This is a genomic window from Natronospirillum operosum, from assembly GCF_004768465.1.
Classification (GTDB): Bacteria; Pseudomonadota; Gammaproteobacteria; order Pseudomonadales; family Natronospirillaceae; genus Natronospirillum; species Natronospirillum operosum.
On record NZ_SRMF01000002.1, the window covers coordinates 539,196 to 564,370 of the forward strand.

24 protein-coding genes and 1 tRNA gene are annotated in these 25,175 nt (G+C 60.6%); 15 read left to right on the top strand and 10 right to left on the bottom strand.

What is annotated here, in order from left to right:
* Nucleotides 1–18 precede the first annotated feature (18 nt).
* From E4656_RS08855 to E4656_RS08865, 3 genes are all read right to left on the bottom strand, one after another.
* On the bottom strand, nucleotides 19–324 hold the full coding sequence (locus E4656_RS08855; protein WP_135482831.1) for a recombinase-like helix-turn-helix domain-containing protein: 306 nt from the start codon (nucleotides 322–324) through the stop codon (nucleotides 19–21).
* On the bottom strand, nucleotides 321–644 hold the full coding sequence (locus E4656_RS08860; RefSeq protein WP_135482832.1) for a Rieske (2Fe-2S) protein: 324 nt from the start codon (nucleotides 642–644) through the stop codon (nucleotides 321–323). Before E4656_RS08860 ends, E4656_RS08855 begins: the two co-directional genes overlap by 4 nt.
* A gap of 137 nt (nucleotides 645–781) precedes the next feature.
* The gene (locus E4656_RS08865; RefSeq protein WP_240753947.1) at nucleotides 782–1,564 is read right to left on the bottom strand and encodes a GntR family transcriptional regulator; all 783 of its coding nucleotides are present in this window, start codon (nucleotides 1,562–1,564) and stop codon (nucleotides 782–784) included.
* A 62-nt stretch (nucleotides 1,565–1,626) separates the two neighbouring features.
* On the opposite strand from E4656_RS08865, the gene E4656_RS08870 reads away from it, so the two are divergent.
* From E4656_RS08870 to E4656_RS08900, 7 genes are all read left to right on the top strand, one after another.
* Nucleotides 1,627–3,018: an MDR family MFS transporter gene (locus E4656_RS08870; RefSeq protein ID WP_135482834.1), complete on the top strand. Its 1,392-nt coding sequence runs from the start codon at nucleotides 1,627–1,629 to the stop codon at nucleotides 3,016–3,018.
* Between the two features lie 306 nt (nucleotides 3,019–3,324).
* Nucleotides 3,325–4,350 (top strand): Bug family tripartite tricarboxylate transporter substrate binding protein, encoded by a 1,026-nt coding sequence (locus E4656_RS08875; RefSeq protein WP_135482835.1) that lies wholly within the window; start codon nucleotides 3,325–3,327, stop codon nucleotides 4,348–4,350.
* A 117-nt stretch (nucleotides 4,351–4,467) separates the two neighbouring features.
* On the top strand, nucleotides 4,468–4,998 hold the full coding sequence (locus tag E4656_RS08880) for a tripartite tricarboxylate transporter TctB family protein (RefSeq protein ID WP_167855991.1): 531 nt from the start codon (nucleotides 4,468–4,470) through the stop codon (nucleotides 4,996–4,998).
* Nucleotides 4,999–5,010: 12 nt separating this feature from the next.
* On the top strand, nucleotides 5,011–6,534 hold the full coding sequence (locus tag E4656_RS08885) for a tripartite tricarboxylate transporter permease (protein WP_135482837.1): 1,524 nt from the start codon (nucleotides 5,011–5,013) through the stop codon (nucleotides 6,532–6,534).
* A 3-nt stretch (nucleotides 6,535–6,537) separates the two neighbouring features.
* The gene (locus E4656_RS08890) at nucleotides 6,538–7,989 is read left to right on the top strand and encodes an amidase (RefSeq protein ID WP_135482838.1); all 1,452 of its coding nucleotides are present in this window, start codon (nucleotides 6,538–6,540) and stop codon (nucleotides 7,987–7,989) included.
* A gap of 51 nt (nucleotides 7,990–8,040) precedes the next feature.
* The gene (locus E4656_RS08895) at nucleotides 8,041–8,235 is read left to right on the top strand and encodes an Asp-tRNA(Asn)/Glu-tRNA(Gln) amidotransferase subunit GatC (RefSeq protein ID WP_135482839.1); all 195 of its coding nucleotides are present in this window, start codon (nucleotides 8,041–8,043) and stop codon (nucleotides 8,233–8,235) included.
* Between the two features lie 183 nt (nucleotides 8,236–8,418).
* Nucleotides 8,419–9,150: a GntR family transcriptional regulator gene (locus E4656_RS08900; protein WP_135482840.1), complete on the top strand. Its 732-nt coding sequence runs from the start codon at nucleotides 8,419–8,421 to the stop codon at nucleotides 9,148–9,150.
* Here E4656_RS08900 and E4656_RS08905 read toward each other — a convergent pair.
* Entirely contained in the window at nucleotides 9,147–10,190 is a 1,044-nt protein-coding gene (locus tag E4656_RS08905; RefSeq protein WP_167855992.1) for an AbrB family transcriptional regulator, read from the bottom strand. The genes E4656_RS08900 and E4656_RS08905 overlap by 4 nt on opposite strands.
* Before the next feature lie 10 nt (nucleotides 10,191–10,200).
* Nucleotides 10,201–10,620, bottom strand: coding sequence for a hypothetical protein (locus E4656_RS08910; RefSeq protein ID WP_135482842.1), 420 nt, complete (start codon nucleotides 10,618–10,620; stop codon nucleotides 10,201–10,203).
* Nucleotides 10,621–10,805: 185 nt separating this feature from the next.
* On the opposite strand from E4656_RS08910, the gene E4656_RS08915 reads away from it, so the two are divergent.
* From E4656_RS08915 to chrA, 4 genes are all read left to right on the top strand, one after another.
* The gene (locus E4656_RS08915) at nucleotides 10,806–11,576 is read left to right on the top strand and encodes an SDR family NAD(P)-dependent oxidoreductase (RefSeq protein WP_135482843.1); all 771 of its coding nucleotides are present in this window, start codon (nucleotides 10,806–10,808) and stop codon (nucleotides 11,574–11,576) included.
* A 95-nt stretch (nucleotides 11,577–11,671) separates the two neighbouring features.
* Nucleotides 11,672–13,066, top strand: a complete 1,395-nt coding sequence (locus tag E4656_RS08920; protein WP_135482844.1) for an MmgE/PrpD family protein — start codon at nucleotides 11,672–11,674, stop codon at nucleotides 13,064–13,066.
* A gap of 30 nt (nucleotides 13,067–13,096) precedes the next feature.
* Nucleotides 13,097–13,870 carry a TSUP family transporter gene (locus E4656_RS08925; protein WP_135482845.1) on the top strand — a complete coding sequence of 258 codons (774 nt, stop codon included), beginning with the start codon at nucleotides 13,097–13,099 and terminating at the stop codon, nucleotides 13,868–13,870.
* Nucleotides 13,871–13,909: 39 nt separating this feature from the next.
* Nucleotides 13,910–15,115: a chromate efflux transporter gene (chrA, locus tag E4656_RS08930; protein ID WP_135482846.1), complete on the top strand. Its 1,206-nt coding sequence runs from the start codon at nucleotides 13,910–13,912 to the stop codon at nucleotides 15,113–15,115.
* Nucleotides 15,116–15,207: 92 nt separating this feature from the next.
* Here chrA and E4656_RS08935 read toward each other — a convergent pair whose 3' ends face one another.
* The 3 genes from E4656_RS08935 to E4656_RS08945 all read right to left on the bottom strand — a co-directional run bounded on the left by E4656_RS08935 (nucleotide 15,208) and on the right by E4656_RS08945 (nucleotide 18,375).
* Nucleotides 15,208–16,707 carry a tripartite tricarboxylate transporter permease gene (locus E4656_RS08935; protein WP_135482847.1) on the bottom strand — a complete coding sequence of 500 codons (1,500 nt, stop codon included), beginning with the start codon at nucleotides 16,705–16,707 and terminating at the stop codon, nucleotides 15,208–15,210.
* Between the two features lie 62 nt (nucleotides 16,708–16,769).
* Nucleotides 16,770–17,300, bottom strand: coding sequence for a tripartite tricarboxylate transporter TctB family protein (locus E4656_RS08940; protein ID WP_167855993.1), 531 nt, complete (start codon nucleotides 17,298–17,300; stop codon nucleotides 16,770–16,772).
* Between the two features lie 127 nt (nucleotides 17,301–17,427).
* Nucleotides 17,428–18,375 (bottom strand): Bug family tripartite tricarboxylate transporter substrate binding protein, encoded by a 948-nt coding sequence (locus E4656_RS08945; RefSeq protein ID WP_135482849.1) that lies wholly within the window; start codon nucleotides 18,373–18,375, stop codon nucleotides 17,428–17,430.
* Nucleotides 18,376–18,750: 375 nt separating this feature from the next.
* Between E4656_RS08945 and E4656_RS08950 the strand changes: the two genes are divergently transcribed.
* From E4656_RS08950 to E4656_RS08960, 3 genes are all read left to right on the top strand, one after another.
* Nucleotides 18,751–20,100 carry an MmgE/PrpD family protein gene (locus E4656_RS08950; RefSeq protein ID WP_135482850.1) on the top strand — a complete coding sequence of 450 codons (1,350 nt, stop codon included), beginning with the start codon at nucleotides 18,751–18,753 and terminating at the stop codon, nucleotides 20,098–20,100.
* Between the two features lie 90 nt (nucleotides 20,101–20,190).
* Nucleotides 20,191–21,261: an isocitrate/isopropylmalate dehydrogenase family protein gene (locus tag E4656_RS08955; protein ID WP_135482851.1), complete on the top strand. Its 1,071-nt coding sequence runs from the start codon at nucleotides 20,191–20,193 to the stop codon at nucleotides 21,259–21,261.
* 70 nt (nucleotides 21,262–21,331) lie between these two features.
* Nucleotides 21,332–21,408, top strand: a tRNA-Arg gene (locus E4656_RS08960).
* A 72-nt stretch (nucleotides 21,409–21,480) separates the two neighbouring features.
* Here the strand turns inward: E4656_RS08960 and amaA are convergent.
* Nucleotides 21,481–22,758 (bottom strand): L-pipecolate oxidase, encoded by a 1,278-nt coding sequence (gene amaA / locus E4656_RS08965; protein WP_135482852.1) that lies wholly within the window; start codon nucleotides 22,756–22,758, stop codon nucleotides 21,481–21,483.
* 17 nt (nucleotides 22,759–22,775) lie between these two features.
* On the bottom strand, nucleotides 22,776–24,269 hold the full coding sequence (gene amaB, locus E4656_RS08970; RefSeq protein WP_135482853.1) for an L-piperidine-6-carboxylate dehydrogenase: 1,494 nt from the start codon (nucleotides 24,267–24,269) through the stop codon (nucleotides 22,776–22,778).
* Between the two features lie 109 nt (nucleotides 24,270–24,378).
* Between amaB and E4656_RS08975 the strand changes: the two genes are divergently transcribed.
* Nucleotides 24,379–25,175 (top strand): LysR substrate-binding domain-containing protein (locus E4656_RS08975; protein WP_135482854.1); only part of this gene is annotated, 797 nt, incomplete at its 3' end.

Sequence of the window (25,175 nt, forward strand, 5' to 3'; positions counted from 1 at the left end):
CCCGCTGTACCGGTGCGCTCAGCGCCCCAGCACCGCCATTTCACGCTGAAAACTGTCTTCGGTCCACTGGGCCCCGGTACGATCAAGGCAGCCTGCCTTGTTGAGACCCTGCACCACTTCGGGCAATTCGGTAGCGCCGGCAGCGAACACCTCTTCCAGGGCGGCCTGCAGGTCCAGCTCGAACTGCGCCGGTGCATGCTTGCGTGTCTGCCAGACCGGGTTGGCAAAGCCACCCGGCTGCTCGATATGACCCTGCCCTGGCTGGGAGGCCGGTATGACTTTCTGCCAGTCGCGCAGTTGGGCGTTGTATGCCGATTCGTTCATGATGCGGTCACCTCGGCTGAGTCCAGTTGAATTTCTTCGTCCACGATGCGCAGCGGATACACCTTGATGTCCCGCTCCGCCGGGCCGCCCAGACACTTGCCGGTGCGGATATCGAAAGTGGCTTCGTGCAGCGGACACTCAATCTCGCCGTCTTCCACAAACCCCTGCGACAGCAGGGCATAGGCGTGAGGACAGACATCTTCCAGTGCATAGTAGTCATCGTCGAGCAGGTAGATGCCGACTTCCTTGCCGTCTATCTTGGCCGAGAAGGGAAAGTCTTCCTGTACCTGATCCTTGCGACAGACTGTGGTCCAACTCATGGTGATTACCCCCTGAGATCGAAAATTATCATATATCAACTTTTGTTTTTTATATGGTACGAGTATAGGCAGTCGCCCACTCCTGTCAATTACTATATAGTATTAGGGCATGCCTTTTGTGTTACAGCTTGTTATGGTCAGGCTTCATCCGGCCGGGTCCGGGTCACCACCTGATAGTCATGCGGCGGCATGACCATGGTCATCCAGGCGAAGGGGCGATCCGGGGCGATACTGCGCAGACTGTAGCGGATATCCAGGCGCAATCCGGTATCACCCGCTGCTGCCCCGACATGAGGACCGATGGATTGGGGAATTCGATAACGGCTCAGGCGGTTCTCGGCCTGCAGTTCCGCCAGCGGGATGCGATCCTGCAACAATGGCAGTACACTTTCGTGCTCGAGCGCTTCCGCCGGCAGCGTCATCAGGGGCGCGGCGATGTCGCCGCGCAGAATGATGTTGGAGTAGGCATCAAAGGCACCGTCGATGCGGTCCTGCCGCACGATCTGCACATAGCCGTCGTCACAGGGCCCGAGCACACCGGTCCAGGCGCCACGCCCGGTCAGGCGACGCCGCTTGAGCAGGCGAATGAACACCATGCGGACACGGTCACCGTCCGGACGCAGAAAACTGAAGGCCGGGGTGCTGATCTCGTGTCGATGGTCCCCCGCCGCGACAAAGGTACCACGGCGGCGGTGCCGGACCAGTTCACCGCTCTGTACCAGTTCGCGCAGAGCCTTCTGTATGGTGCCGAGACTGAGCGGCAGCGCCTCGGCCATGGCCTGTTCCGTGGGCAGGCGGGTACCCTCGGCCAGCGCCCCGTCGACAATCAGTTCGATCAGGGCATCACGCAGCAGCCGGTACTTGGGCGTTCTCGGATTCTGCGCCTGCAGGGCCTGCAGACGGCGTTCGAGGCGTTGCATCAACATGATCAATGGCAGGCTCAGGGAATACAGGACATCTCTTATGGCATATTGGAACCCGCATGGACAAGTCACAATCCGTTGAAATCAACCGACCACTGATTCTGGGGGTGCTGATTTTCGGCGCCTTCGTCACCGTGCTGAACCAGACGCTGATGCTGGTGGCGATTCCGCCCATCATGCGCGATTTCGACATCAGCGCGGCGCAGGCACAGTGGGTGACCACGGCCTTCATGCTGACCAATGGCATCTTCATTCCGGTGTCGGCAGCCCTGATCGACCGCTATTCCAGCCGCTACCTGTACCTGACCGCGATCACGCTGTTTCTGCTCGGCACCGCGCTGGGTGCCATTGCCCAGACATTCCCCCAGTTGCTGACAGCACGCATCATCCAGGGCATGGCCGCCGGCATCGCCATGCCGCTGGCACAGACCGTGATCATGTCGCTGTTTCCGCCCCATCGACGCGGCACGGCCATGGGGCTGGTCGGGCTGGTAATCGCCTTTGCGCCAGCCATAGGCCCGACGCTCTCGGGCTGGCTGATCGACCAGTTGTCCTGGCGCTACCTGTTTATTGTACTGCTGCCCTTTGTGGTACTGGGTCTGATCGCGGCCTGGTGGGTCATGGCCGATGTGACCGAGTATCGCGACAGCCGCATCGACCCGCTGTCGGTCAGCCTGTCGACCCTGGGCTGGGGCGGCCTGCTCTACGGCTTCAGCATGGCCGGCACCGTGGGCTGGAACCAGCCCAGCGTGATCGGCGCGCTGCTGATCGGCGTGGTGGCCCTGAGCCTGTTCATTCCCCAGCAACTGCGCATGGACAAACCCATGCTGGAGTTCAGGGTATTTCAAGCCCCCATGTACCGGCTGACCACCGGCATCTCCATCATCGTCTTCACGCTGCTGATCGGCCCGCAGACGCTGCTGCCCATCTATGTTCAGAACGCGCGCGGCTTCGGTGCCCTGCAGACCGGCCTGCTGCTGTTGCCGGGGGCGGTGGTCATGGGGCTTATGTCGCCCATAGCCGGCCGCCTGTTCGACCGCTTCGGCATCCGCTGGCTGGCCATTGGCGGGCTGCTTCTGATGTGCATCGGCCTCGGGCACTTCGTCACCCTGGGACCGGAAACGCCGCTGTCACGCATTACCGTCGGCTTTATTCTGCACATGCTGGGCATTTCCACTCTGATGATGTCGCTGATCACGGCCGGCATCAACGCCAGCCCGCCGCATCTGATTGCCCATGCCACCGCCATGAACAACACCCTGCGCATGGTCGGCGCCTCCATCGGCACGGCCGTGCTGGTGTCCATCATGAGTGCCCGCACGGCAACACTCGCTGACCTGCCGACAGAACTGGCGCTGATCGGCGGTCTGCGCACGGCCTTTGTCACGGCTCTGTGTCTGGCCCTGGCTGGCCTGGTGCTGGCCTTTCGGCTGCGTGATCAACCGAGCTGAGGCCTGAGCGGGCGCATTCGCGGCACCAAAAGACAGCATTGCCGGACCAGTCTGCACTGCAACCGTGCACCCGGAGCACCTGGTGCCAGAGGCCTCTGGTTGCCAGCGCTGCCAGTTACAAATTTTTACACTCTTCACCAAAGCCCTGTTCCGGGGGTTTTCCCGGTCAGTCGGTCCACCTGCAAGACCGAGTCGCAAGTCTTTCTGGATCGATTCTTGTTGACTGCTCTCTCAACACATGTAATTTATAAAAATGTATCTTATATAAGATATGTTGCATAACCAATCATAACGAGAGGGGTTCGTATGAATCGCACAGCCACAATCTCATTCTCATTCAAGGCAGCACTCGCCAGCACTCTGGGCGGCATTCTGCTCACTGCCGGCGCCACCACAGCGCTCGCAGATTATCCGGAACGACCACTGACCATGGTTGTCGCCGCCGGGCCGGGTGGTTCGAATGACCGCGCGGCCCGTGTCATGTCCAATTTTCTGGCTGAAGAACTCGGTCAGCCGGTCAATGTGGTCAACCGCCCGGGTGGCGGCAACTTGCTGGGTCATGAGTATCTGCGCCAGCAGGCCGCCGATGGCTACACCCTCCTGCGTACTACCGCCATTCCCTACATGACCATCAATCAGGAACTGCAGGGTGCTTCGTTTACCATTGAGGACTTTCAGCCACTGAACCTGGTGGACATTGATACGTCCATGATCGCGAGCTCGACACGGGGTGACTACGACTCCATCGATGACCTGATCGCAGCCATCAGCGACAACCCTGGCAGTGTCAGCATGGGCGTGCAGCCGACCTCGTCGGACATGATCAATGCCACCCTGTTTCTGGAAGCCATCGGTCTGTCTGTTGATGATGTACGCGTAGTGACCTTTGACGGCGGTGGTGATGTCCGCACCGGCGTTGCCGGCAATCAGTTCGATTTCGGGGTCGTCGGGGAAGCCGGCCTGCGCCAGATGTCCAGCGAGATTGAGCCGCTGATGACCTTCTCGCGCGAGCCGATGTCCGATGTATGGGATGCACCGCATGTGCTGGAAGTCGTTGACCAGCACGGGGTTGAAGACTATCCGCATGTGCTGTCCGGCTCCATCCGTGGCTACTTTGTGCATTACGAGCTGATGGAAGAAGAGCCCGAGCGCTATGCCCGCCTGGTCGAGGCCTTCGAAAACATCGCCAACAACCCGGAAGCCATCGAAGCACACCATGAACAGGATCTGACCATCGACTGGATGGGTCCTGAGGCCTCGCGGGAAATGATGCTGCAAGAGCATGAGAGCCTGGCTCGTCCCGAGTTCCTGCAGATCGTGCAACCTGACTGATCCGGAAGCCGAAGCGCAGCAATGCTGCCGCGGACACCACAGAAGCGGTGTCTGCGGCTGTCTCCGCCATCAAGACAACCACGCTTCACCTATCAATTGACCGCAGGAGTGACGACCATGCAGCTCGGAAACTGGCGCCTCGACGCAGACTGGGGCCATCTCGCCTTTGCCACAGTCATCGCCGGCATCACCTGGTGGTACTTCCAGGACGTCACGGGTACCTCCATGAATCGCAACAACATCATTCTGGTTTACCCCCTCAGTCTGATGATTCTGGGGCTGTACGGCGTAACCCTGATCAAGAGTATCCGCATCCACAGAACTGCCGGCGATGCCGATACTACAAAGCCGGAACCGGATCCTGCCGTAGCGGCAGAAGACGATGAACCGCAGACCAACGAACAGGAACAATCACTGTTCGACATGGTGCGCGCGCTGATACTCCTGCTGATGCTGGGCGGCTTCGTGTTCAGCTACAACATCATCGGACTGGATGTCGCTACCTTTGTCTTTATCGCACTGAGCCTGGTACTGCTCGGCTACCGTCGCTGGTGGTTCGTGCTGGTTTACGCCCTGGTATTCACTGTCTTTGTCATCGGCGGAGCGAGGTTTCTGCTCAGCTACCCGATGCCCACCCTGTTTCTATAGGAGATTGCCACCATGCTTGACTGGACGGCGCTGAGCGGAGCCTTCGCTCTGCTTGGCAGCGACATCAACATCTGGCTGGTTATCATACCCGGCCTGATCATAGGTCTGGTGGCCGGTTCGATAGCCGGCCTGTCCAACTCCATGGCCATGGCCCTGTGCCTGCCACTGACCCTCTACATGGACTTCCTGCCTGCCGTCATGTTCCTGACCGCCATATTCACCGGCGGCGGTTTCGGCGGTGCAGTGACCTCCATTCTGATGGGCATCCCAGGCACGACGTCCGCTGTGGCCACCACCTTTGACGGCTATCCCATGACCCGCCAGGGTCTGCACAATGAAGCCATGGGCCTGGCACTGATGAGTTCCGTCATCGCGGTGTTCATCGGCTACATCCTGCTGATGTTTGTGGTAGCACCGCTCGGCGCCTGGGTCATCGGACTCGGACCCGGCGAGATGCTGATGATTGCCATCTGGGGCCTGACCATGATTGCCGCTCTGGGCGGCAAGGACCTGACCCGAGGGCTGATAGCCGGCGGCTTCGGCCTGATGCTGGGTACGGTCGGCATGAACACCAGCGGCTATACGCGTGGCACCATGGACATCCCCTTCCTGCTCGACGGTATACCGGTGGTACCTGCCATGATGGGCATGTTCGCCGCCAGTCAGTTGCTGTCACTGGTCGGCAATCAGTTCATCATCAGTGATGAAGGCGCGCGCCGCGCCGATTTCCGGCGCGTATTTGCCGGCGCGAAACAGGTCCTCAAGGTGCCGTTCTTCCACCTCCGAGGCAGCCTTATCGGTGTCTTTGTGGGCGCCATCCCGGGTGTGGGCTCTTCTGTGGGCAATCTCATCGCCTATGCCCAGGCCAAACGGACAGATGACGACCCCGAGAGCTATGGCAAGGGCAACCCCAAGGGGGTCATTGCGGCAGAATCGGCCAACAGCAGCTCCGAGGGCGGCTCCATGGTGACCATGCTGGCACTGGGCATACCCGGTGGGGCCGGCACCGCCATGCTGCTGGCTGCCTTCACGATGCACAATGTGACCGGCGGTCCGCAGTTCATCAACAACAATATGGATATTGTCTACACCATCATTCTGGGCAATCTGGCCCAGGTCGTGCTGCTGCTGGGTGTGGGCATGGTGTTTCTGGCCGTGGCGGGCAACATAGTGCGCGTGCCGCTGACCATACTGATTCCCTCGGTCATGGTGCTGGCTATTCTGGGATCCTATGCGATCACCGGCGATGTGGCCGGGCCGATCACCCTGTTCGTGTTCGCCGCCCTGGGCTGGCTGATGAAACGCTACAAGTATCCGGTCGCGGCCGCTGTCGTGGGCCTGCTGCTGGGCCGCATGGTCGAGACCCAACTGATCCGGACCTATCAGCTCAGCGGTGGCATGGAACTGCAGTACTTCCTCGAGCGTCCCATCATCATCACGTTCTTCATTCTTCTGGTTCTGTCGCTGCTGCAACCTCTGATTACCCGTCAGATCAAGCAGCGCTGGGGCCGCAAAAACCTCAAGGCAGGAGTCTGACACATGGCAGCAACAGAACTGCATTATCTGACCGCACTTGAACAGGCGGCACTGATTCGGGATCGCAAGATCTCTCCGGTGGACCTGGCCGAAGCCAGTCTGGCCAGAATCGAGTCTTCCGACAATCAGCTCAATGCCTGGACTCAGGTAGACCCGGAACAGACACTGGCTGCGGCCACTGCCGCAGAGCAGGAGATATCGGCCGGGCACTATCGCGGCCCGCTGCACGGGCTCACCTTTGGGGTGAAGGACCAGATGCACACCGATGGATTCAAGACCACACTGGCCACCCGGGTTCTGAACGAGGACGAGATGGAGGCCGGCGAACAGGCCACCATCATCAGTCGCCTGCGCGCCTCCGGGGCCATCCTGCTGGGCAAACAGAACCTGCACGAGTTCGGCAAGGGCGGCACCATCGATTTCCCGTACGGCCAGCCGCGCAACCCATGGAACCTGAAACATACGGCTTCAAGCTCGTCCTCGGGGTCCGGAATTGCTCCGGCTGCCGGGCACTGCAGTTTCAGTATCGGCGAAGATACCGGCGGCTCCGTGCGCGGCCCCGCATCCTGCAATGGCATTGTTGGCCTGCGCCCCACCCATGGTCTGGTCAGTCGCCATGGCGGCGTCATGTACGCCTACACCAGCGATACCTTTGGCCCCATGGCACGCACCGTCGCCGATACCGCCGCCGTGCTGCAGGCCATTGCCGGGCATGACCCGCGTGATCCGATCAGCCTGCGCCACCCCGTCCCTGACTACTCGAGCCAGCTCGACGGCGGCATCAAGGGACTGCGTTTCGCCGTGGTCCGGGAACTGGCCCAGGGCGAGGGCACGGATCCTGAGGTGCGGGCTGCCTTCGATACGGCCGTAGACACCCTGCGTGATGCGGGCGCCACTGTCGAGGAGATATCACTGCCACTGGCCAAGTGGGCCGTACCCCTGCAGTTACTGTCGGCTGATGCCGATGTGGCAGCCCAGTTTCTGGCGCAGTTTCTGCGTGATCGCTATGACCGCTTCGATGTCGGCACCCGCACCCGTCTGGCGGCATCGAGTCTGATCCCGGCCACGGTCTACAGTCGTGCTATGCGAGCGCGTACTCTGGTTCGGGAGCAGGTACTGGCGGCGACACGTCAGTACGATGCCCTGCTCACGCCCACCAATGTCACGCCCCCCAAACTGATCGAGGCCAGCCAGGAGAAAGTGGGTGGCAATCATGATGTAGTGAGCCGGCTGATCGAACGCCGCATCTGCCACTATCCGTTCAGCCTTGCCAATGTGCCGGCCATGTCCGTGCCTTGCGGGTTTGCCCGCAACGGTGGCGTGCCGATCGCCCTGCAGATTGCCGGCAGACCGCTTTCCGAGCCCCTGTTGTTCCGCATCGGTCATGCCTATCAGCAGCTGACGGACTGGCACCGGCAGCATCCCGATCTTGGCGGAATTACAGCTGCCGCCTGAATTCCGAGCTGATAACGACGCAGCGCTTGCTCAACCTAGAGGAGATCCGTGATGAAAGTGACACTCGATGACGTGCGTACGCTGGCCCGGCTGCAGCAGTTGCAGATTCCGGACAACGAACTGGAAAACGTGGCTACTCGACTGAGTACCTGGCTCACTGCCATGGAGCAGATCGAGGCGGAACTGGGCGAGGCCATGAACAATGTCGACCCCATTCCACCGGTATTCCCGAGAGAAGAGTACTGATTGGAGGCTCGGTTCTGTACTGACAAGCCGAGCCCTGTCATGCTGGAAAACCGACGCTTGTAATTGAGTACTTCGGCTAGCTGCGCTATTTTGTATAATATGCAGAGCTGACCATCAGGTCAGTCGCCATAGTGAAATCGCTCATGGGTGGCAGTGGTGTTAACCAGAACGGAAGCCTGAGACATGACAGTATTGAAGCCGACCGCACAACCCCTGTACCAACAGGTCAAGCAGCACCTGGTACACAGGGTTCTGACGGGTGAATGGAAACCAGGTCAGTTGCTGCCCAGCGAATTCAAACTTGCCGACGAGTACGGCCTCAGCCAGGGTACGGTGCGCAAGGCCATAGAAGATATGGCCAGCGAAGGCCTGGTCACCCGCCAGGCGGGCAAGGGTACCTTCGTCACCACCCACGACGGTGACTACCATCCTTTCCGTTTCCATCGGTTCTACAGTGATCAGGGGGAACGCATTGCCAAGGATGAAGCCGTCCTCGTATCGTCCTCGCCGGCCAAGGCCGACACACGCATCGCAAAGGGTCTGGACATCCGCAAGGGTACGGCCGGTTGCAAAACCGTGCGCATCAGGCAACTGCATGCCGAACCGGCACTGGTGGAAACCTTCTTTCTGATCGACAGTATCTGCCCCGGTGCCCGGGATTTTCTGGAACAGGAGAATCCCAAGTCCGTCTACCTGTTCATGGAACGTCATTACAACCTGCTGATCACCAAGGTGCTGGAACAACTGCGAGCCCGATCAGCAACCGAGCAGGAAGCCGAATTGCTGAATCTGGAGCCCGGAACGCCGGTACTGGAGGTTGAACGCATCGCCTACAGTCTGGGCGGGGAAGCCGTTGAATGGCGTACTATCGTCGGGGCGACCGACCATATTCACTACCGCAATGAACTTGGCTAGGCCGACCTGCGCGCTACGTGCCGCCGGACCCGGTTCAGTATGAACGGAGCACTGGAGTTGATCAGTACGCTGCGAAATATCTGATGGAAGGTCACAAAGACCGGGTCCACGCCCAGCACCGCAGCCAGAATGGCCATCTCCGCGATGCCCCCGGGCACGACAGCGAGCAGGGCTACCGGCAGTGGCACACCGGTCAGCCAGTGGATAATCAGCGCGACCAGCCCGGTAGTGGCCAGTGTCACCAGATTGCCGACCAGGGCATGGCGCCCGGTACCCAGCAGCGTCGACATCGGCATGCGATAGAAACGCCCGCCAATGGAGGCGCCCAGCACAACGAAGGTCACGGCAAACAGCCAGTCCGGCAAGGTCACACTGAAGCCGCCCAGTGACAACCCGGCTGCCAGTATCATGGGGCCCGTCAGCTCCGGTATGGGCAGGCGAATCAGACGGCCGAGGTACCAGGCACCGGGCACGAGCAGCAACGCCCAGAGATGCACTCCCCACCAGTCGATCCCCTGCTCGGCGGCTACCAACCGGCCAGATCCGCTGCCCTGCCAGAGGGTAAACAGCGGCGGTATGATCAATATGATCAGCGTGATACGAAACAGGTGGGGCAGCACCATCTTTCTGGGGTCCGCCCCCATGTCGATGGCGATCATGGGGATGGTACTGATGGCACCGGGCAGCGACGCGGACACGGAGGTCAGGGTATCGAACCGCGCCACATGGCGGTAGTACAGGGTGGACAGCACAGCCATCAGCATGACACCGGCCACCACCAGGGCCAGACTGACCGGCCACTCTCCCACCCGGCTCAGTGTCTCCGGGTTGACTGCAGCCCCCAGAATAACACCCACTGCCATGCGACAGCTGGTCTTGAATGGCTTGGGAATACTGATTTCCACACCACCCAGTGACAGCACCATGGTGAACACCAGAGCGCCCAGCATCCAGGCCAGGGGTAAATCGAACCAGGCGGCTACTGCTCCACCTGCAAAACCCAGCAGCAGACTGCGGGTCACCTTAAGTGGCTTCGACATGTCCTTGTTGTCACTCCTCATTCTGGTCGGGTGAACCCTGCAAGGGAAACTGCATGGCCTTGATCAATTGCTGTGCCGTCAGCGGCAACTGCTGTCGCTGCCCCAATGAATAGCCTCTGGCGCGTGCGGCGAACATGTTCTCTGCCTTGCGATAACTGCGACTGCGCCGCCGCAGCAACGTCAGGGCCAACTGGGCCTGCTCGTCATCAATGCTGCCATCTGTCTGCAACCGATCCAGGCGCTGACAGATATCCATGAAGGCTCGATAACGCTTGCGAAAGGACAACCAGCCGATGGTCGGCATGTGGCGTTCACACTCGTCAGCGGCCCGCTCAGCTTCCGGCCACAGAGCGCGAATTCGTTCACGCTCGCTGGTCGACAGAGGCATCTGTACAGCCAACTCATCCAGAAAATTGTCCACCTCTGCCACGACCTTCCCCCTAATCACCGGAGCCAATTGAACCCACTGCTGTGGCCAGCATAGCGGTGTCCGACTTGCATGACCAACCACTATGAGTTATAAATTATATAAATTTATATTTTATAACAATTATACCGCCATGAAAACCGGACCCCTGCGGCAAGCCGCAGCCGACTGGCTACAGGAGCAGCACCATGCAAAACCGTTCTGAAACCCGGCCGCTGGCAGGCAAGGTCGCTGTGGTGACCGGCAGCGCGCGCAACATCGGCAAGGCCATTGCGATGCGCCTGGCCGATGAAGGCGCCGCGCTGGTGATCAATGCACGCACCAGCCAGGCTGAAGTGGAAGCCACCGTGAACGAGATCCGCACTGCCGGAGGGCAGGCCGTTGGCTGCCTGGCCGATGTGACTCGACCGGCGGATGTGGAACGCCTGATGCACTGTGCTCGGGATGAATTCGGTGGTCTGGACATCCTGGTCAACAACGCAGCCGTTCGACAGGAAGGTCGTCTGGACACCCTGACGCTGGAAGACTGGCGCTCGGTACTGGCCATTATCCTGGACGGCGCCTTCCTCTGTGCACAGGCCGCTGCTCCTCTGCTCCGCCAGAGTGACAGCGGCGCCATTGTCAACATTGGCGGCCTCACCGGCAGTTCCGGCGGCAGTGATCGGGCCCACGTCGTGACCGGCAAGGCCGGACTGATCGGACTGACCAAGGCCCTGGCATGGGACCTCTCCGATGACGGCATCACGGTCAATCTGGTGTCACCTGGCATGGTCGCGACCGACCGCACGCACAGTTCCTCGGCCGTCAGGCCCAGGCATCATTCCGTACACAAGCCCCTGCTCGGCCGCCGGGGCACACCCGAGGAAATCGCCGGTGTGGTGTACAGCCTGTGTGGACCGGACGGCCGGTTCATGACGGGACAGACCATTCATGTCAACGGCGGCACCTATCTCCCCTGAAGTGGGTACTCAAGCACAAACTCGACGCGGGACATGCAACCCGTGACCTCTCAAGACAAGCCCAGAGCAAGATAAGATTTGACGGAGAAAACATCATGACAACAGCAAAGAAACCCAATGCAAGCCAACAGCACTCCGTGTCTGAACAACTGGCAGAGTGGGCCGCCGAGCTGCAGGAAAACGACCTTCCGCAGGCGGTCAGGGATGCCGTTGCCAATACGGTACTGGACACCGTTGCACTTTCCATTGCCTCACTGGACACCGACTATGGCCGGGCCGTGGACCAGGCTGCCGACACCCCGGGGGAGTGCACCGTGTTTGGTCACGCCCAAACCCGCAGCCCCTATGATGCGGCTCTGATCAACGGCACCACGGGCCATGGCGAAGACTTCGACAACACCTATGAAGGATGCCCGGTACATTCCGGTGTGGTAGTGGTTCCCGCACTGTTTGCTGCCGGTGAGGCCTATCAGCTTTCGGAGGGGCGTGTGGCCCTGGGTCTGGCAGTGGCCATGGAAGTCATGTGCCGCCTGGGCGTTGTGGCCCGCAAGGGCGTACATACAGCCGGTTTTCACCCCACTTCCGTGCTGGGTACGGTCGCCGCGGCCCTGGGCATTGGCGTTGCTCGAGGCCAGTCCGCAGAGCAGTTGAAAGACGTTCTGGGTGTATCGGCCAGCATGTCTGCCGGCATTATAGAATACCTGGCCGACGGCTCCTGGACCAAACGCATGCATGCGGGTTGGGCGGCACAGTCCGGGCTGCGGGCTGCAGCCATGGGTGGCGCCGGATTCATGGGCCCGGTTTCGGTTTTCGAGGGTGTGCACGGCCTGTACAGGGCCTTCGCGCCCTCGATTGAGCCAGATCTAAGCGAGCTGCTGGACGATCTGGGTGAGCGCTGGGAAGCAGCCAATGTGGCCTTCAAGCCCTATGCCTGCGGCACCATGACGCAACCCTTCATCGACTGTGCGGTCCGCCTCGCCGACCAGGGCATCAAACCCGAGGATGTCGTGGACATCGTCTGCCATGTAGGGGAAGGCACCGTGCATCGCCTCTGGGAACCGCTTGATCTCAAACAGGCACCGCCGACCCCCTATGCCGCCAAATTCAGCGGCCCTTACACCGTAGCCGCCGGCCTGCTGTACGGGGATGCTGGTCTGGCAGAATTCACCGAGCGGGCCATCCGCAACAAGGACGTGCTGGATCTTACATCGCGCATTCGCTTCAAGGTGGACCCCGGCAACGAGTACCCGCACAACTATACCGGTCAGGTGGATGCCAAACTCAAGAACGGCGATGTGGTGACAGAATTTCAGGGCCAGTTGCGCGGTGGCATACGCGAACCCCTGACGCGCCAGCAACTGCTCACCAAGTGTCAGGCCAATCTGGATTTCGGACAGTGGAAAGGCCTGAATGCGGAGCAGCTCGCCCGCTATGCGGACGGACTGTTTGGCAGTCAGAAGACCTTCTCTGCTGCGGCCCTCAAGGGCTGAACCATGCGCTGCGAGCTGATCCGCTAAGGAATGGAACTCGGTCTGCCGATTGACAGTGCCACAGCACTGCAGTTCATCCTGGTCATGCTGGCGGCCTTGCTGGCCGGACTGGCTGGCGGTTTGTCCGGCTTTGGCGGCGGGCTGATTCTGCCACCCGTTCTGGCGCCCATCCTGGGCGCCAAAGCTGTGGTCCCGGTGGTGAGTGTGGCCATGTTGCTGGCCAACGGACACCGGCTCTGGATCTATCGCAAGTTGCTGGATGGTCGTGTACTGGCCATCACCCTGGCCTGTGCCCTGCCCTGCACACTGCTCGGTACTCTGATATACGCCCGCTTGAGCGCCGAAGCCATTTCCCTGATGCTGGGTATTTTTCTTGTACTTGCAGTCCCTGTCAGTCGCTTCTGTCAGAGACGGCGGGTCCGAGTCGGATTTCGAGGCCTGGCCATTGGTTCCGGGCTGTTCGGTCTGGGATCAGGCACCACCACCGGCATGGGCATGTTCCTGGCCCCGCTGCTGCTCGGTGCCGGCCTCACGGGGCAGACGTTCCTGGCAACGGATGCAGCCATTTCCACCGCCGTGAACATCACCAAGATGATCGCGTTCGGACAGCAGGAGGTGTTGAATTCTTCCTTGCTGCTGATGGGTCTGATGCTCGGCTGTCTGACCATTCCGGGCAATTACCTGGGTCGATGGCTGGTGCAGCGCACCTCCTCCAGGCTCCACACCCGGCTGATGGAGATACTGATCATACTGGGCGGCGTCTCACTTCTGTTGCCACCTCTGCTGGCCTGGCTGCGAACATGAATGTGGTCGGGCAAACTGCAATCAGGTTATAATTCAACCATGACACAATCATCATCTTCCGTCACCGGGCGCCTCGGAGAAGTCTTTGGCGCCTTTCTGCTGCTTGGGCTGACCTCCTTTGGCGGCCCCATCGCCCACCTGGGTTATTTCCGCACCGAGTTTGTCGAGCGCCGCCGCTGGCTGACTGAGAAGGCCTACGCCGACCTGGTTGCCCTGTGTCAGTTCCTGCCCGGACCCGCCAGCAGTCAGGTGGGCTTCGCTCTGGGCCTGATGCGTGCCGGTCCCCTGGGTGCGGCCGCTGCCTGGCTGGCCTTTACCCTGCCTTCGGCCTTGCTGCTGGTGCTGTTTGCCCTGGGGGCTTCTGCACTCGGCGACCCCATCAGTCAGGGCATCATTCACGGGCTCAAGGTAGCCGCCGTGGCCATTGTCGCGCATGCGGTCTGGGGCATGGCGAAGAACCTCTGTCCTGACCGTCAGCGCGCCGGCATTGCCCTGGCCGGCGTATTCACCGTGGTACTGGTCAGCGGCCCGCTGGGTCAGGTGGCGGCCATAGTTGTAGGCGCGCTGGCCGGCATGGTGCTGTGCCGGACCCAGGCCGAGACCGGTGAGCAGAACCCACTGACAATGCCGGTGTCAGTGCGTGCGGGCAATCTGGCCGGCGTAGTCTTTGTGGCCCTGCTGGCAGGCCTGCCCCTGCTGGTCTGGCTCAATCCCACGGCCACTCTGCAGGTCATGGATGCCTTCTACCGCGCCGGGGCGCTGGTGTTTGGCGGCGGCCATGTGGTGCTGCCGCTGCTGGAAGCGGAAGTGGTGCAGTCCGGCTGGGTCACTGCGGATGAATTCCTCGCCGGCTATGGGGCCGCCCAGGCCGTGCCGGGCCCTCTGTTCACCTTTGCTGCCTATCTGGGCACCGTCATGACGCCGCTTGGTGGCGGCCTGCTCGGCGCTACCCTGGCTCTGGTCATGATCTTCCTGCCCGGGTTGCTGCTGCTGATTGCCGTGCTGCCGCACTGGGAACGCTTTCGCAGCTGGAGCAGCGCCCGCGCCCTGATGAGCGGTGCCAACGCCGCCGTGGTGGGTATTCTGGGTGCTGCTCTCTATCAGCCGGTGTGGACCAGTGCGGTTGTCGGCCCACTTGAGTTCGCCCTGGCGCTGACCGGCTTCCTGATGCTTACCGTTTGGAAACTCCCGGCCTGGGCGGCCGTGCTGGCACTCGCCTGCGGCGGCATTCTTATTACCCTCTGAGCAAAAAAAACCGGAGTCGGCATCAACCGGCTCCGGTGCAAAAGAGGCCTCGGCAACCGAGGCCTTCACACACTCATTCGAGGACAATGGCGTTACTGTTTGGCCGAACGCTGGCGAAGCCTGCCGACAATCTCCCGCAACATCGGGTACAGGAAGCTCAGTATTGCAACAGCGAGAATGGTTGCCGCTATCGGTCGGGTCATGAATATCGACCAGTCACCATCCGACATGATCAGGGCACGGCGCAGGGAGGTCTCGATCATGAACCCGAGCACCAGCGCCAGAATCATGGGCGCAGGCGGGAAATCAAGCTTGCGCATGATATACCCCACAACACCGAACAGCAGCACCAGTCGCACATCAAACAGCAGGCCGGTAATGGCCATGGCAGCCATGAAGGCGATGCCCGCCACCCCGGTGATCAGATAGGGTTTCGGAATACGCATCACCAGCGCCAGATAGGGCGTCAGCAACAGACCGAGGATCAGCAGCGCCACTGCACCAAGGGCCAAACCGAAGAACAGACTGTATACGAGAACCGGCTGTTCGGTAAAGATCTGGGGGCCCGGACGCAGGCCATACAGAATCATGGACGCCAAAATAACGGCTGCAGCACCAGACCCGGGAATACCCAAGGCAAGCAGCGGCACCATGGCACCGCCCTCCGTGGCATTGTTTGCGGCCTCAGGCGCTGCAAGTCCTTCCTGCGAACCATAGCCGAACTCCTCCGGCTTGCGCGAAAAGCGCTTGGCTTCGTTGTAGGCGATAAAGGCTGCTATGGAGCCGCCGGCGCCCGGCGCGGTACCGACCAGCATGCCGATGCCTGCCGAACGGAACATGGTGGGCAGCAGCGCACGGATTTCCCGCCAGGAAGGCAGCTCGCGCGAGAACTTTTTGACCTTGGCCTGGACATTGGGCTTCTGGACCTGAACCAGCACCTCGGCAATGGCAAAGACACCGATCATCACGACCAGAAAGTTGATGCCATCCATCAGCTCGAAACGGCCAAAAGTAAAACGAGGCAGCCCACTGAAAGGATCAGTGCCGATAGTGACAATGGCCAGGCCGAACAGGGTAGCTATGGCCCCCTTGAAGATGTTTTTCGTGGCCATGCTGGCCACCATACTCAAGCCGAAGATCCCCACGGCAAAGTACTCCGGCGCGCTGAAGCGAAGTGCAAATGCCGCCAGCGGAATGGCAATCACCGCCAGCATGATGGTGCTGAGAAACCAGCCGATCGACGACGACACGCAAATTATGCCCAGCGCCTTGCCAGCCTGGCCTTTCTGGGCCATCGGATAGCCATCGAACAGGGTTGCCGCCCCGGAGGCTGCTCCAGGCGCATGAACCAGAGCGGCAGTGACACCGCCACCGAAGTTCTGGCCACCCCACAGCCCCAACATCATGATCAGCGCGGTGGCGGGCTCCATGCCGAAAGTGAACGGCAGAATAAGACTGATGCCGATGGCACCGTTGATACCGGGCAGAATGCCGGCAACAATGCCGATCAGTACCCCCAGTACCAGGAAAAACAGTGTGTAGGGCGTCAATACATTCAATAACGCCTCTAAGATCGCTGACACCTCGATCATGATTCGATTCCTCTGGACGTCAACCTATCAATAGGGAATTCGGAGTCTGCGCCTGGTCAGCGTCAGAACAACGAGGCTTCGGGGACATTCATTCCGAAAACGATGGCAAACAATGTGTAGAGCAATGCCGTGATCACCACTGAACCCAGTATCACCCGCACCGGACGATGCTCTCCGGCGATCCAGATCATGACCGCGAACGTGACCAGCGAGGCTGGGATGTAACCGATCACATCAAGAATCAGGGTGTAGACCAGCATCACCAAAACGAACGAAATCAGTCTCGCAGTGCCTACAGGTACGCCCAACACATGAGCGGTTTCGACCGGCTCCTCGTCCTCTTTACTGACCTGCGGTGCCTGGGCCTGGCCTTTCTTGCCGCCCACCTGACCACCGGCTATCTCTATACCCAGAGCGCCGGTGATGATCAGACCGGCACTGGCCAACATGATCATGGCAGCGATCAGGCGCGGGAAGAAACGTCCGCCCAGTTCATCCGTCGCGGTGAAACTGGGCACATCACCCGCTATCCACCAGAGTAGCGCGCCCAAAACAAGACACACGAGGCCGGAAATTACATTCTTCAGTAGCATTGGAGATCCATCCTGACACAACTTATCGTTATAGTGCCTGACCCCGCAGCCAACCAACATTGGTCGACTGCGAGGCTTGCCGGGCAGGCCGCCTGAGGCAAGCCCTATCAAACCTGCCTGCTTATGCTTACTCCAGACTCTCGATGAAGTCACCCATCTCTTCATTAGCGCCATCGAGGAAGGATACAAAGTCATCAGGCCCCAGGAACGCCGGGTTCATGCTGCCTTCAACCCAGTAGGTATTCCAGGGCTCGGCTTCATACAGGGTACTCAGCTTGTCCGCGATTTCGTTTGCCAGATCGGGGTCCATCCCCGGCGGGCCAAAGACACCGCGGAACTTGTTGGACACCACCTCGTAGCCGATTTCGCTCAGCGTCGGCACGTCCGGATAGGCATCGAGACGCTCTTCCTGAAATACCGTCAGCATGCGCAGCGTACCATTATCCAGGTGCGTCAGAGCCTGGCCGGGCTCACCCACCACGGCATCGACGTGCTGACCCAGTAGCGCTACCACGGCATCACCTCCGCCTTCGTGTGGTACGGTACGCACTTCGATACCGGTTGCCGCTTCAAAGTTCTGCAATACCAACTGATCCAGTGACCCTGCGCTGCCAATACCGATACTCAATGAGCGAGGATTTTCTCGAGCATGTTCCAGCAGTTCTTCAATGGTCTCGAACTCACTGTTCTCATGCACATAAAGGGTAGACGGATCGATAAACAAACGCGCAATCGGCGTCACATCCTGATATCCGGGAATGCCGTCAGCCCGCAGCGGGGTGATCAATTGTGTGGGCGTAACTGACATGATGGCAGTGCCATCGGTCGGTGCCTGGTTGGCGAGCCAGCTGAGTGCTACTGCACCAGAACCCCCTACCCGATTGTCGACCACGGTGCTGATACCAAACTCGCTTTCCATGGTCTGGCCAAGGTTGCGCATCATCACGTCTCCGCCACCACCCGAGCTGGAGTGGGTGACCAGATTCAATTCTTCCGGAGGCCAACCATCTGCCATAGCCGGCAAGGCTAAAGGAAGGGCAATCAGAGTTGTTACCAACAGTTTTGGCTTAAACATCGCGTCTCTCCTGCTTGTGCTTTTGTTGTTGTCTTCGTTACTGGCCCTGGCTGGCAAACTGTCGCACTAATTTGTTGTCACTCTATTGTTGCAGTGGCATCCGACGACCCTGCTTGCTCAGGGATGATTCGCGTTGTGTTGTCCAGGCTGCAAACTAACCTAAACAATATCTTATATAATTTATAGTAGCCATACGGAGATCAGTTGCAACCCTGATCCGCAATTTTTTGACAATCATGTGCACCACACTTGGGCACTGAAAATCTTATCCCATTGATTTCAAAAGACTTATTAGAATCTGATTGACACAAGTCACATCACATGATTTAGTATTTTATATAAATTATAGTGGATGGCAGAACAGAGAGGCACAGCATGACCCAGAGAACTGACGTAACTCGCGCCCTGGCAGAGTGGATAGTAGGTTGCGACCTCAACGACATCCCCGAAGCCACCCAGAAGGAAGGCGTAAGAACTTTTGTTAACTGGCTAGGGTGCGCAGTAGGTGGCGCCATGCATGAAACAGTGGATCGAGCCCTGGCCGGTGTCAGCCCGTTCTCCGGCGACCCCACTTCAACTGTTCTCGGGCGCAGCGAGAGACTCGATGCACTGCATGCCGCACTGCTCAACGGGATCTCTTCACATGTGCTGGACTATGACGACACCCACCTGAAAACCATCATTCATCCGGCCGGCCCGGTCGCTTCTGCACTGCTTGCTGTGGCCGAGCGACAGCCGGTGACCGGTAAGCAGTTGCTCAACGCACTGATCGTTGGCATCGAAGTCGAGTGCCGCATCGGCAATGCGGTTTACCCGCATCATTATGACCGAGGCTGGCACATCACCGGTACCACAGGCGTCATGGGGGCAGCAGCAGCAGTCGGACGACTGCTTGAACTGAATGAGCAGCAGATGACCTGGGCACTCGGCATTGCGGCGACGCAGTCATCAGGCCTGCGGGAAATGTTCGGCACCATGACCAAGAGCTTCCATCCGGGCCGAGCTGCCCAGAATGGCGCGTTGGCCGCCTACCTGGCGAAAGCGGACTATGATTCTTCGGAGAAGGCAATCGAAGCACCCAGAGGTTTCGCCAACGTCATGTCCGAAAAGCAGGACTACGACGAGATTCTGGGTGGCCTCGGGGAAAACTGGGAAGCCGCACTGAACTCCTACAAACCGTTCGCCTGTGGCATTGTCATCCACCCCACTATCGATGGCTGTATTCAGCTGTCAGAGGAACTGGGCGATGATGTGCAGAACATCGAGCGTGTTGACCTGGTCACCCACCCGCTGGTACTGGAACTGACCGGCAAGCCGGAGCCGAAGACCGGACTGGAAGGCAAGTTCAGTGTCTTTCATTCCGCTGCCACGGCACTGCTCAGACGTGATGGCACACCCACGGCCTTTACCGACGAAGCCGTCAATGCGCCGGAACTGATCGACATGCGCCGCCGAGTCAAGGTGGAGACCGACCCCAACTGCCACGAAGCTGCGGTATCCATCAAGGCAACCCTGAGAGACGGCCGCGTGATCAGCAAGCAGGTAGAGCGCGCCATAGGTTCCTTCGAAAAACCCCTGACCAACGACCAACTGGATACCAAATTCGTGGATCAGGCTGCGCTGGTAATCGGGAAGGCACAGGCAGAAGAGCTGCTCAAGGAAGCATGGGGCTTTGCCGATCTGACCGATGTCAGCACCCTGGCCCGCGCCACCGTCCCCCGTTAATTGGGTCGTTATCCCGGGCTGCCGCCTGATCGCGGCATCCCAGATCGCCCATCTATCCCACCGGAACAACAACACCTCAGGAGCTTTGCCATGTCTGCACTTACTCTGGGCATCCTGAATGGCGACGACATCGGTCATGAAATTGTGCCGGCTGCCGTCGACATCACCCGCGCGGCGGCGGATCGAACCGACCTTGATATCGACTGGCGGCCGATGCCCATCGGCCGCACCGCCCTGGACACCCACGGTTCCACCATGCCTGAAGGCACTCTGGATGCCCTGGCCACTTTTGATGGTTTCATTCTCGGGCCCATCGGACATCGCGACTACCCGAAAGTGGAAGGCGCCATCAACCCGCACCCCATCCTGCGCAAGCATTTCGACCTGTTTGCCAATGTACGACCAACGCGCTCCTACCCTGATATCGGCTGTGTCTATGATGATATCGACCTGGTTATTGTCAGGGAGAACAACGAAGGGTTTCAGCCGGATCGCAATGTGGTCGCAGGCAGCGGCGAGTTTCGGCCCACCGAAGATGTGACGATTTCGGTTCGGGTCATTACCCGTGAAGGCAGCCGCAAGGTCGCCACAGCAGCCCTGCAACTGGCACAGGCTCGCCAGAAGCGGCTGACCGTGGTGCACAAGAACACCGTCTTCAAGCTGGGCTGCGGCATGTTCGTCGAGGAATGCTACAAGGCCGGGGAAGACTTCCCGGATGTCGAGATCGACGAGGTCATTGTCGACACCTTCGCCATGCACCTGGTGCGCAATCCCCAGGCCTTCGATGTGGTTGTCACCACCAACATGTTCGGCGACATTCTCACCGACGAAGCCGCCGGACTGGTCGGCGGGCTGGGCATGGCCCCTGGGCTCTGCCTCGGGCGGGGCAACATTGCCATGGCCCAGGCCACGCACGGTTCAGCACCCGACATTGCCGGCAAGGGCCTCGCAAATCCCTATGCCATGATCGAATCCACGCGCATGCTGATCGAGTGGCTCGGCCAGCGCCACGACAACAGCAAGGCCCTGGAAACAGCCGCACTGATGCAGCGTGGAATTGTAGCCGCCCTCGCTGACCCCGCAACCCGAACCGCCGATATTCGTGGAACCGGGGATCTGCAGGCCATGGTCAACGGGATCATCAATAACCTGGGGGATTGAGCGCATCCGAGACTCACGAGGGCTGGACAAAGCAACGGGCCATCCCTACAATTCAGCCCTCCAATACAGACCGCCCGTAGCTCAGCTGGATAGAGCGCTGCCCTCCGGAGGCAGAGGTCAGAGGTTCGAATCCTCTCGGGCGGGCCATTGGCACAAGACAACCACCCTCGAGGTGGTTTTTTTGTGTCTGAGGCAAAGCGTCAGCTTGGGTGTATTCCCTCACACCACCCGCAGACACTGCCCGGCGTGATACAGCGTGAAGCCCGATTCGTAGGCCAGGCTGCGCAACGGAATGCCGGTGACCGGGTCGGAGTCCCGGATGGGCAGGGGCAGGTCGTCGTCCTTGCCGTGCAATATCCAGTTGGCCAGACCCTGGCCGACCATGGTGCCCGTGGTGTTGCCGCGGCCGTTGTAGCCGGTGACCGCCAGCAAGCCTTCGGCCGGAGAGAACACGCGCAGCGTATGTTCCGGCGTGAAGGCAATGCGACCGGTCCAGGTGGTTTGCCACCGTACCCGCCCCAGCTGCGGGAAATAGTGCCGCTGAATGCGGTTGGCCCAGGCCCGTACGAAGGCCTCGGGCTTGGTGTCTCCCCGCCCCAGGCTGCCCAGAATCAAGCGCCCGTGCGCATCCCGGCGAATGCTGCTGAGCACCGTGCGGGTGTCCCAGCAGCCCTGACGTTCGGGCAGTATGGCCTCCGCGGCTGTGCCTTCCAGCGGTTCTGACGCGACCTGATAAAAATACCCGGGAAAACAGTGCTTGCGGACCACATTCCAGGCGGCTTCCGTATAGGCATTGGTCGCCAGCACCACCTGCTGCGCGGTCACACGCCCCTCGGAGGTGGGAATCGACCAGCCCTGAGGGGTTCGCTGCAGCCCCTGGGCAGCACTGTGGCTGTACAGCCTCGCACCCGCCTGCTCGGCCGCACGGGCCAGGCCGCGCGTATACCCCAGCGGGTTGATGGTGCCGGCGCGGGCATCCAGCAGTGCGGCGGGCACCTTGTTGGTACCGAGCAGCCGTTCGCATTCCGCACCGCGCAGCAGCGTCACCGGGGCACCGCGCTGGCTGAACTGCTGCTGCCGCCGCTCCAGCTCGCCGATGGCCTTGGCATTGTGCGCCATATGCAGGGTACCGGTGCGGGTGGCATCACACTGTATCCGGTGGCGCTCGATCAGCTCGAACACCCGCTGTGGCGCCTTGCCGAGCACGGCGTTGACGCGCTCACCATCGACCTGCCCCAGCGTGTCCGTGATGTCATCGGGCGGGATCCACAAGCCGGCATTGACCAGCCCCACATTGCGGCCCGAGCCGCCAGCACCGATCTGCTGTGCCTCCAGCACCACCACCGAAGCGCCCTGCTCGGCCAGATGCAGCGCTGTCGACAGCCCGGTAATGCCACCGCCGATCACGCAGACATCGGCCTCAAGCGACGCCTGCAGGCGCGGCGCTGAAGGCTCCGGCTCCCTGCAATCGATCTCCCAGATGCAGTGCGCTTGCATGGGATCCTCCCGTGCTCTCAGTCGAACTGAATGCCCTGCGCCAGCGGCAGTTCACGTGAATAGTTCACCGTGTTGGTCTGTCGGCGCATGTAGCTTTTCCAGACATCGGAACCGGATTCCCGGCCGCCACCGGTGTCCTTCTCGCCGCCAAAGGCCCCTCCGATCTCCGCGCCGCTGGGCCCGATGTTGATGTTGGCGATACCGCAGTCGCTGCCGGTGGCGGAGACAAACTGCTCCGCTTCACGCACATCGGTGGTGAACACACAGGACGACAGGCCCTGCGGTACATCATTCTGCATGGCGATGGCAGAGTCGAAGGACTCATAAGGCATCACATACAGGATGGGCGCAAAGGTCTCCGCGCGCACCAGATCATCCTGCGCGGGCACTTCCACAATGGCCGGTTCCACGTAGTAGGCATCGGGATACTCCGCTGCCAGCACGCGCTCTCCGCCGGTGACGGTGTAGCCCTTGCTGCGGGCGGTGACCAGTGCTTCTTGCATCTGCTCGAAGGCCTGCAGGTCGATCAGCGGGCCGACCAGGTTGTCCGCCAGCGGGTCACCGATGCGAATGCCGGCATAGGCTGTGCGCAGCCGCTCGGTCACCTCCTGCTGAATGCTGCGGTGCACAATCAGGCGGCGCAGGGTGGTGCAGCGCTGACCGGCCGTGCCCACAGCCGAGAACAGGATCGCCCGCACCGCCATATCCAGATCGGCACTGGGGGTCATGATCATGGCGTTGTTGCCGCCCAGTTCCAGGATGCAGCGGCCAAAGCGGCTGGCCACACGCGGCGCCACGGCACGGCCCATGCGGGTACTGCCGGTGGCGCTGATCAGGGCTACACGCCGATCGTCCACCAGTATTTCACCCAGCTCAGTATCACCCAGCACTACCTGGCTCAGATGCGTTGGCGCATCAGAGCCGAACCGGGCCATGGCTTTTTCCAGCAGCGCCTGACAGGCCAGTGCGGTCAGCGGGGTTTTCGGAGAGGGCTTCCAGAGCAGGCTGTTGCCACACACCAGCGCCAGCGCAGCATTCCAGGCCCAGGGCGCCACGGGAAAGTTGAACGCCGTGATCAGGCCGACCGGGCCCAGCGGATGCCAGCTTTCGCGCATATGATGGCCGGGCCGTTCCGAGGCAATGGTCAGGCCGAACAACTGGCGCGACTGACCGACCGCCAGATCGCAGATGTCGATCATCTCCTGCACTTCGCCCAAGCCTTCCTGATAAATCTTGCCGCACTCCAGCGTGACCAGCCTGCCCAGGTCCTCCTTGTGCTGGCGCAACTCGTCGCCAAACAAACGCACCAGTTCACCCCGGCGCGGCGCCGGCACCTGACGCCACTGTTCGAACGCCTGCTGCGACCTATCGATCTGCGCGCGGAGCTGCTCCGCCGTGTGCAGGGTGGGCTCACCGATCATCCGGCCATCCACGGGTGTGGTCACGGTCAGGTTGCCACCTTGGTAGAGATTGTCCGGCACACCCAGGCGTTGCATCAGGTCGTCGATCATGGCGCTCTCCCCTTCATAAAATGACTGAACCAGAGTAAATCGCGCCTTTGCTTGGGCTCAAACGATCATTATGATGATGATCATTCCTTTTTTTCATGGATAAACCGCTGTGCCCCGTCGCCACCTGCCCACCCTGTCGGCCATGCAATGCTTCGAATCGGCGGCCCGCCATCTCAGCTTTACCCGCGCCGCCGAAGAGCTGAACCTGACCCAGAGCGCGGTCAGCAAACAGGTCGCCCAGTTGGAGGCCATACTGGAGCACCCGCTGTTTCGGCGCGTGCGCCGCCGGCTGCAACTGACCACAGAAGGCATGCTGTATCTGGCCGACGTGCGGCAGGTGCTGAACCAGGTCGAGGCATCGACCCGCTATATGCAGGCTTATGGCGGCGAGAACGAGGTGCTGAACCTGAGCACACTGCCCACTTTCGGCGCACGCTGGCTGATGCCGCGGCTGAACGGCTTTCGCTTTCGCCACCCCAGTATCGTGCTCAACATCAGCAACCGGGCCGAACCCATTGACCTGGACCAGGCCAACATCGATGTCGCCTTCTTTTTCGGCCAGGGGGTCTGGCCCAGAGCGGAGTGCATTGCCCTGCGCGAAGAACGCCTGATCCCAGTCTGCGCCCCCGGCCTGCTGACCCAGGCGCCCCTGCAGCAGCCGGACGACCTGTTGCGGCATGTGCTGCTGCAGATGACCTCACGGCCGGAACAATGGCACGACTGGTTCCGCACCCAGGGGCTCTACAGTGAACACAGCTACTACGGCCCCCGGTTCGACAGCTTCGAGATGGTCATCAGCGCCGCCCGGGCTGGCTGCGGCCTGGCCCTAGTGCCGGATTTCCTCGCGCAGGAAGAACTGGACGAAGGCAAGCTGGTGATTCCCTGGGATGCACCCATGACAGGCAC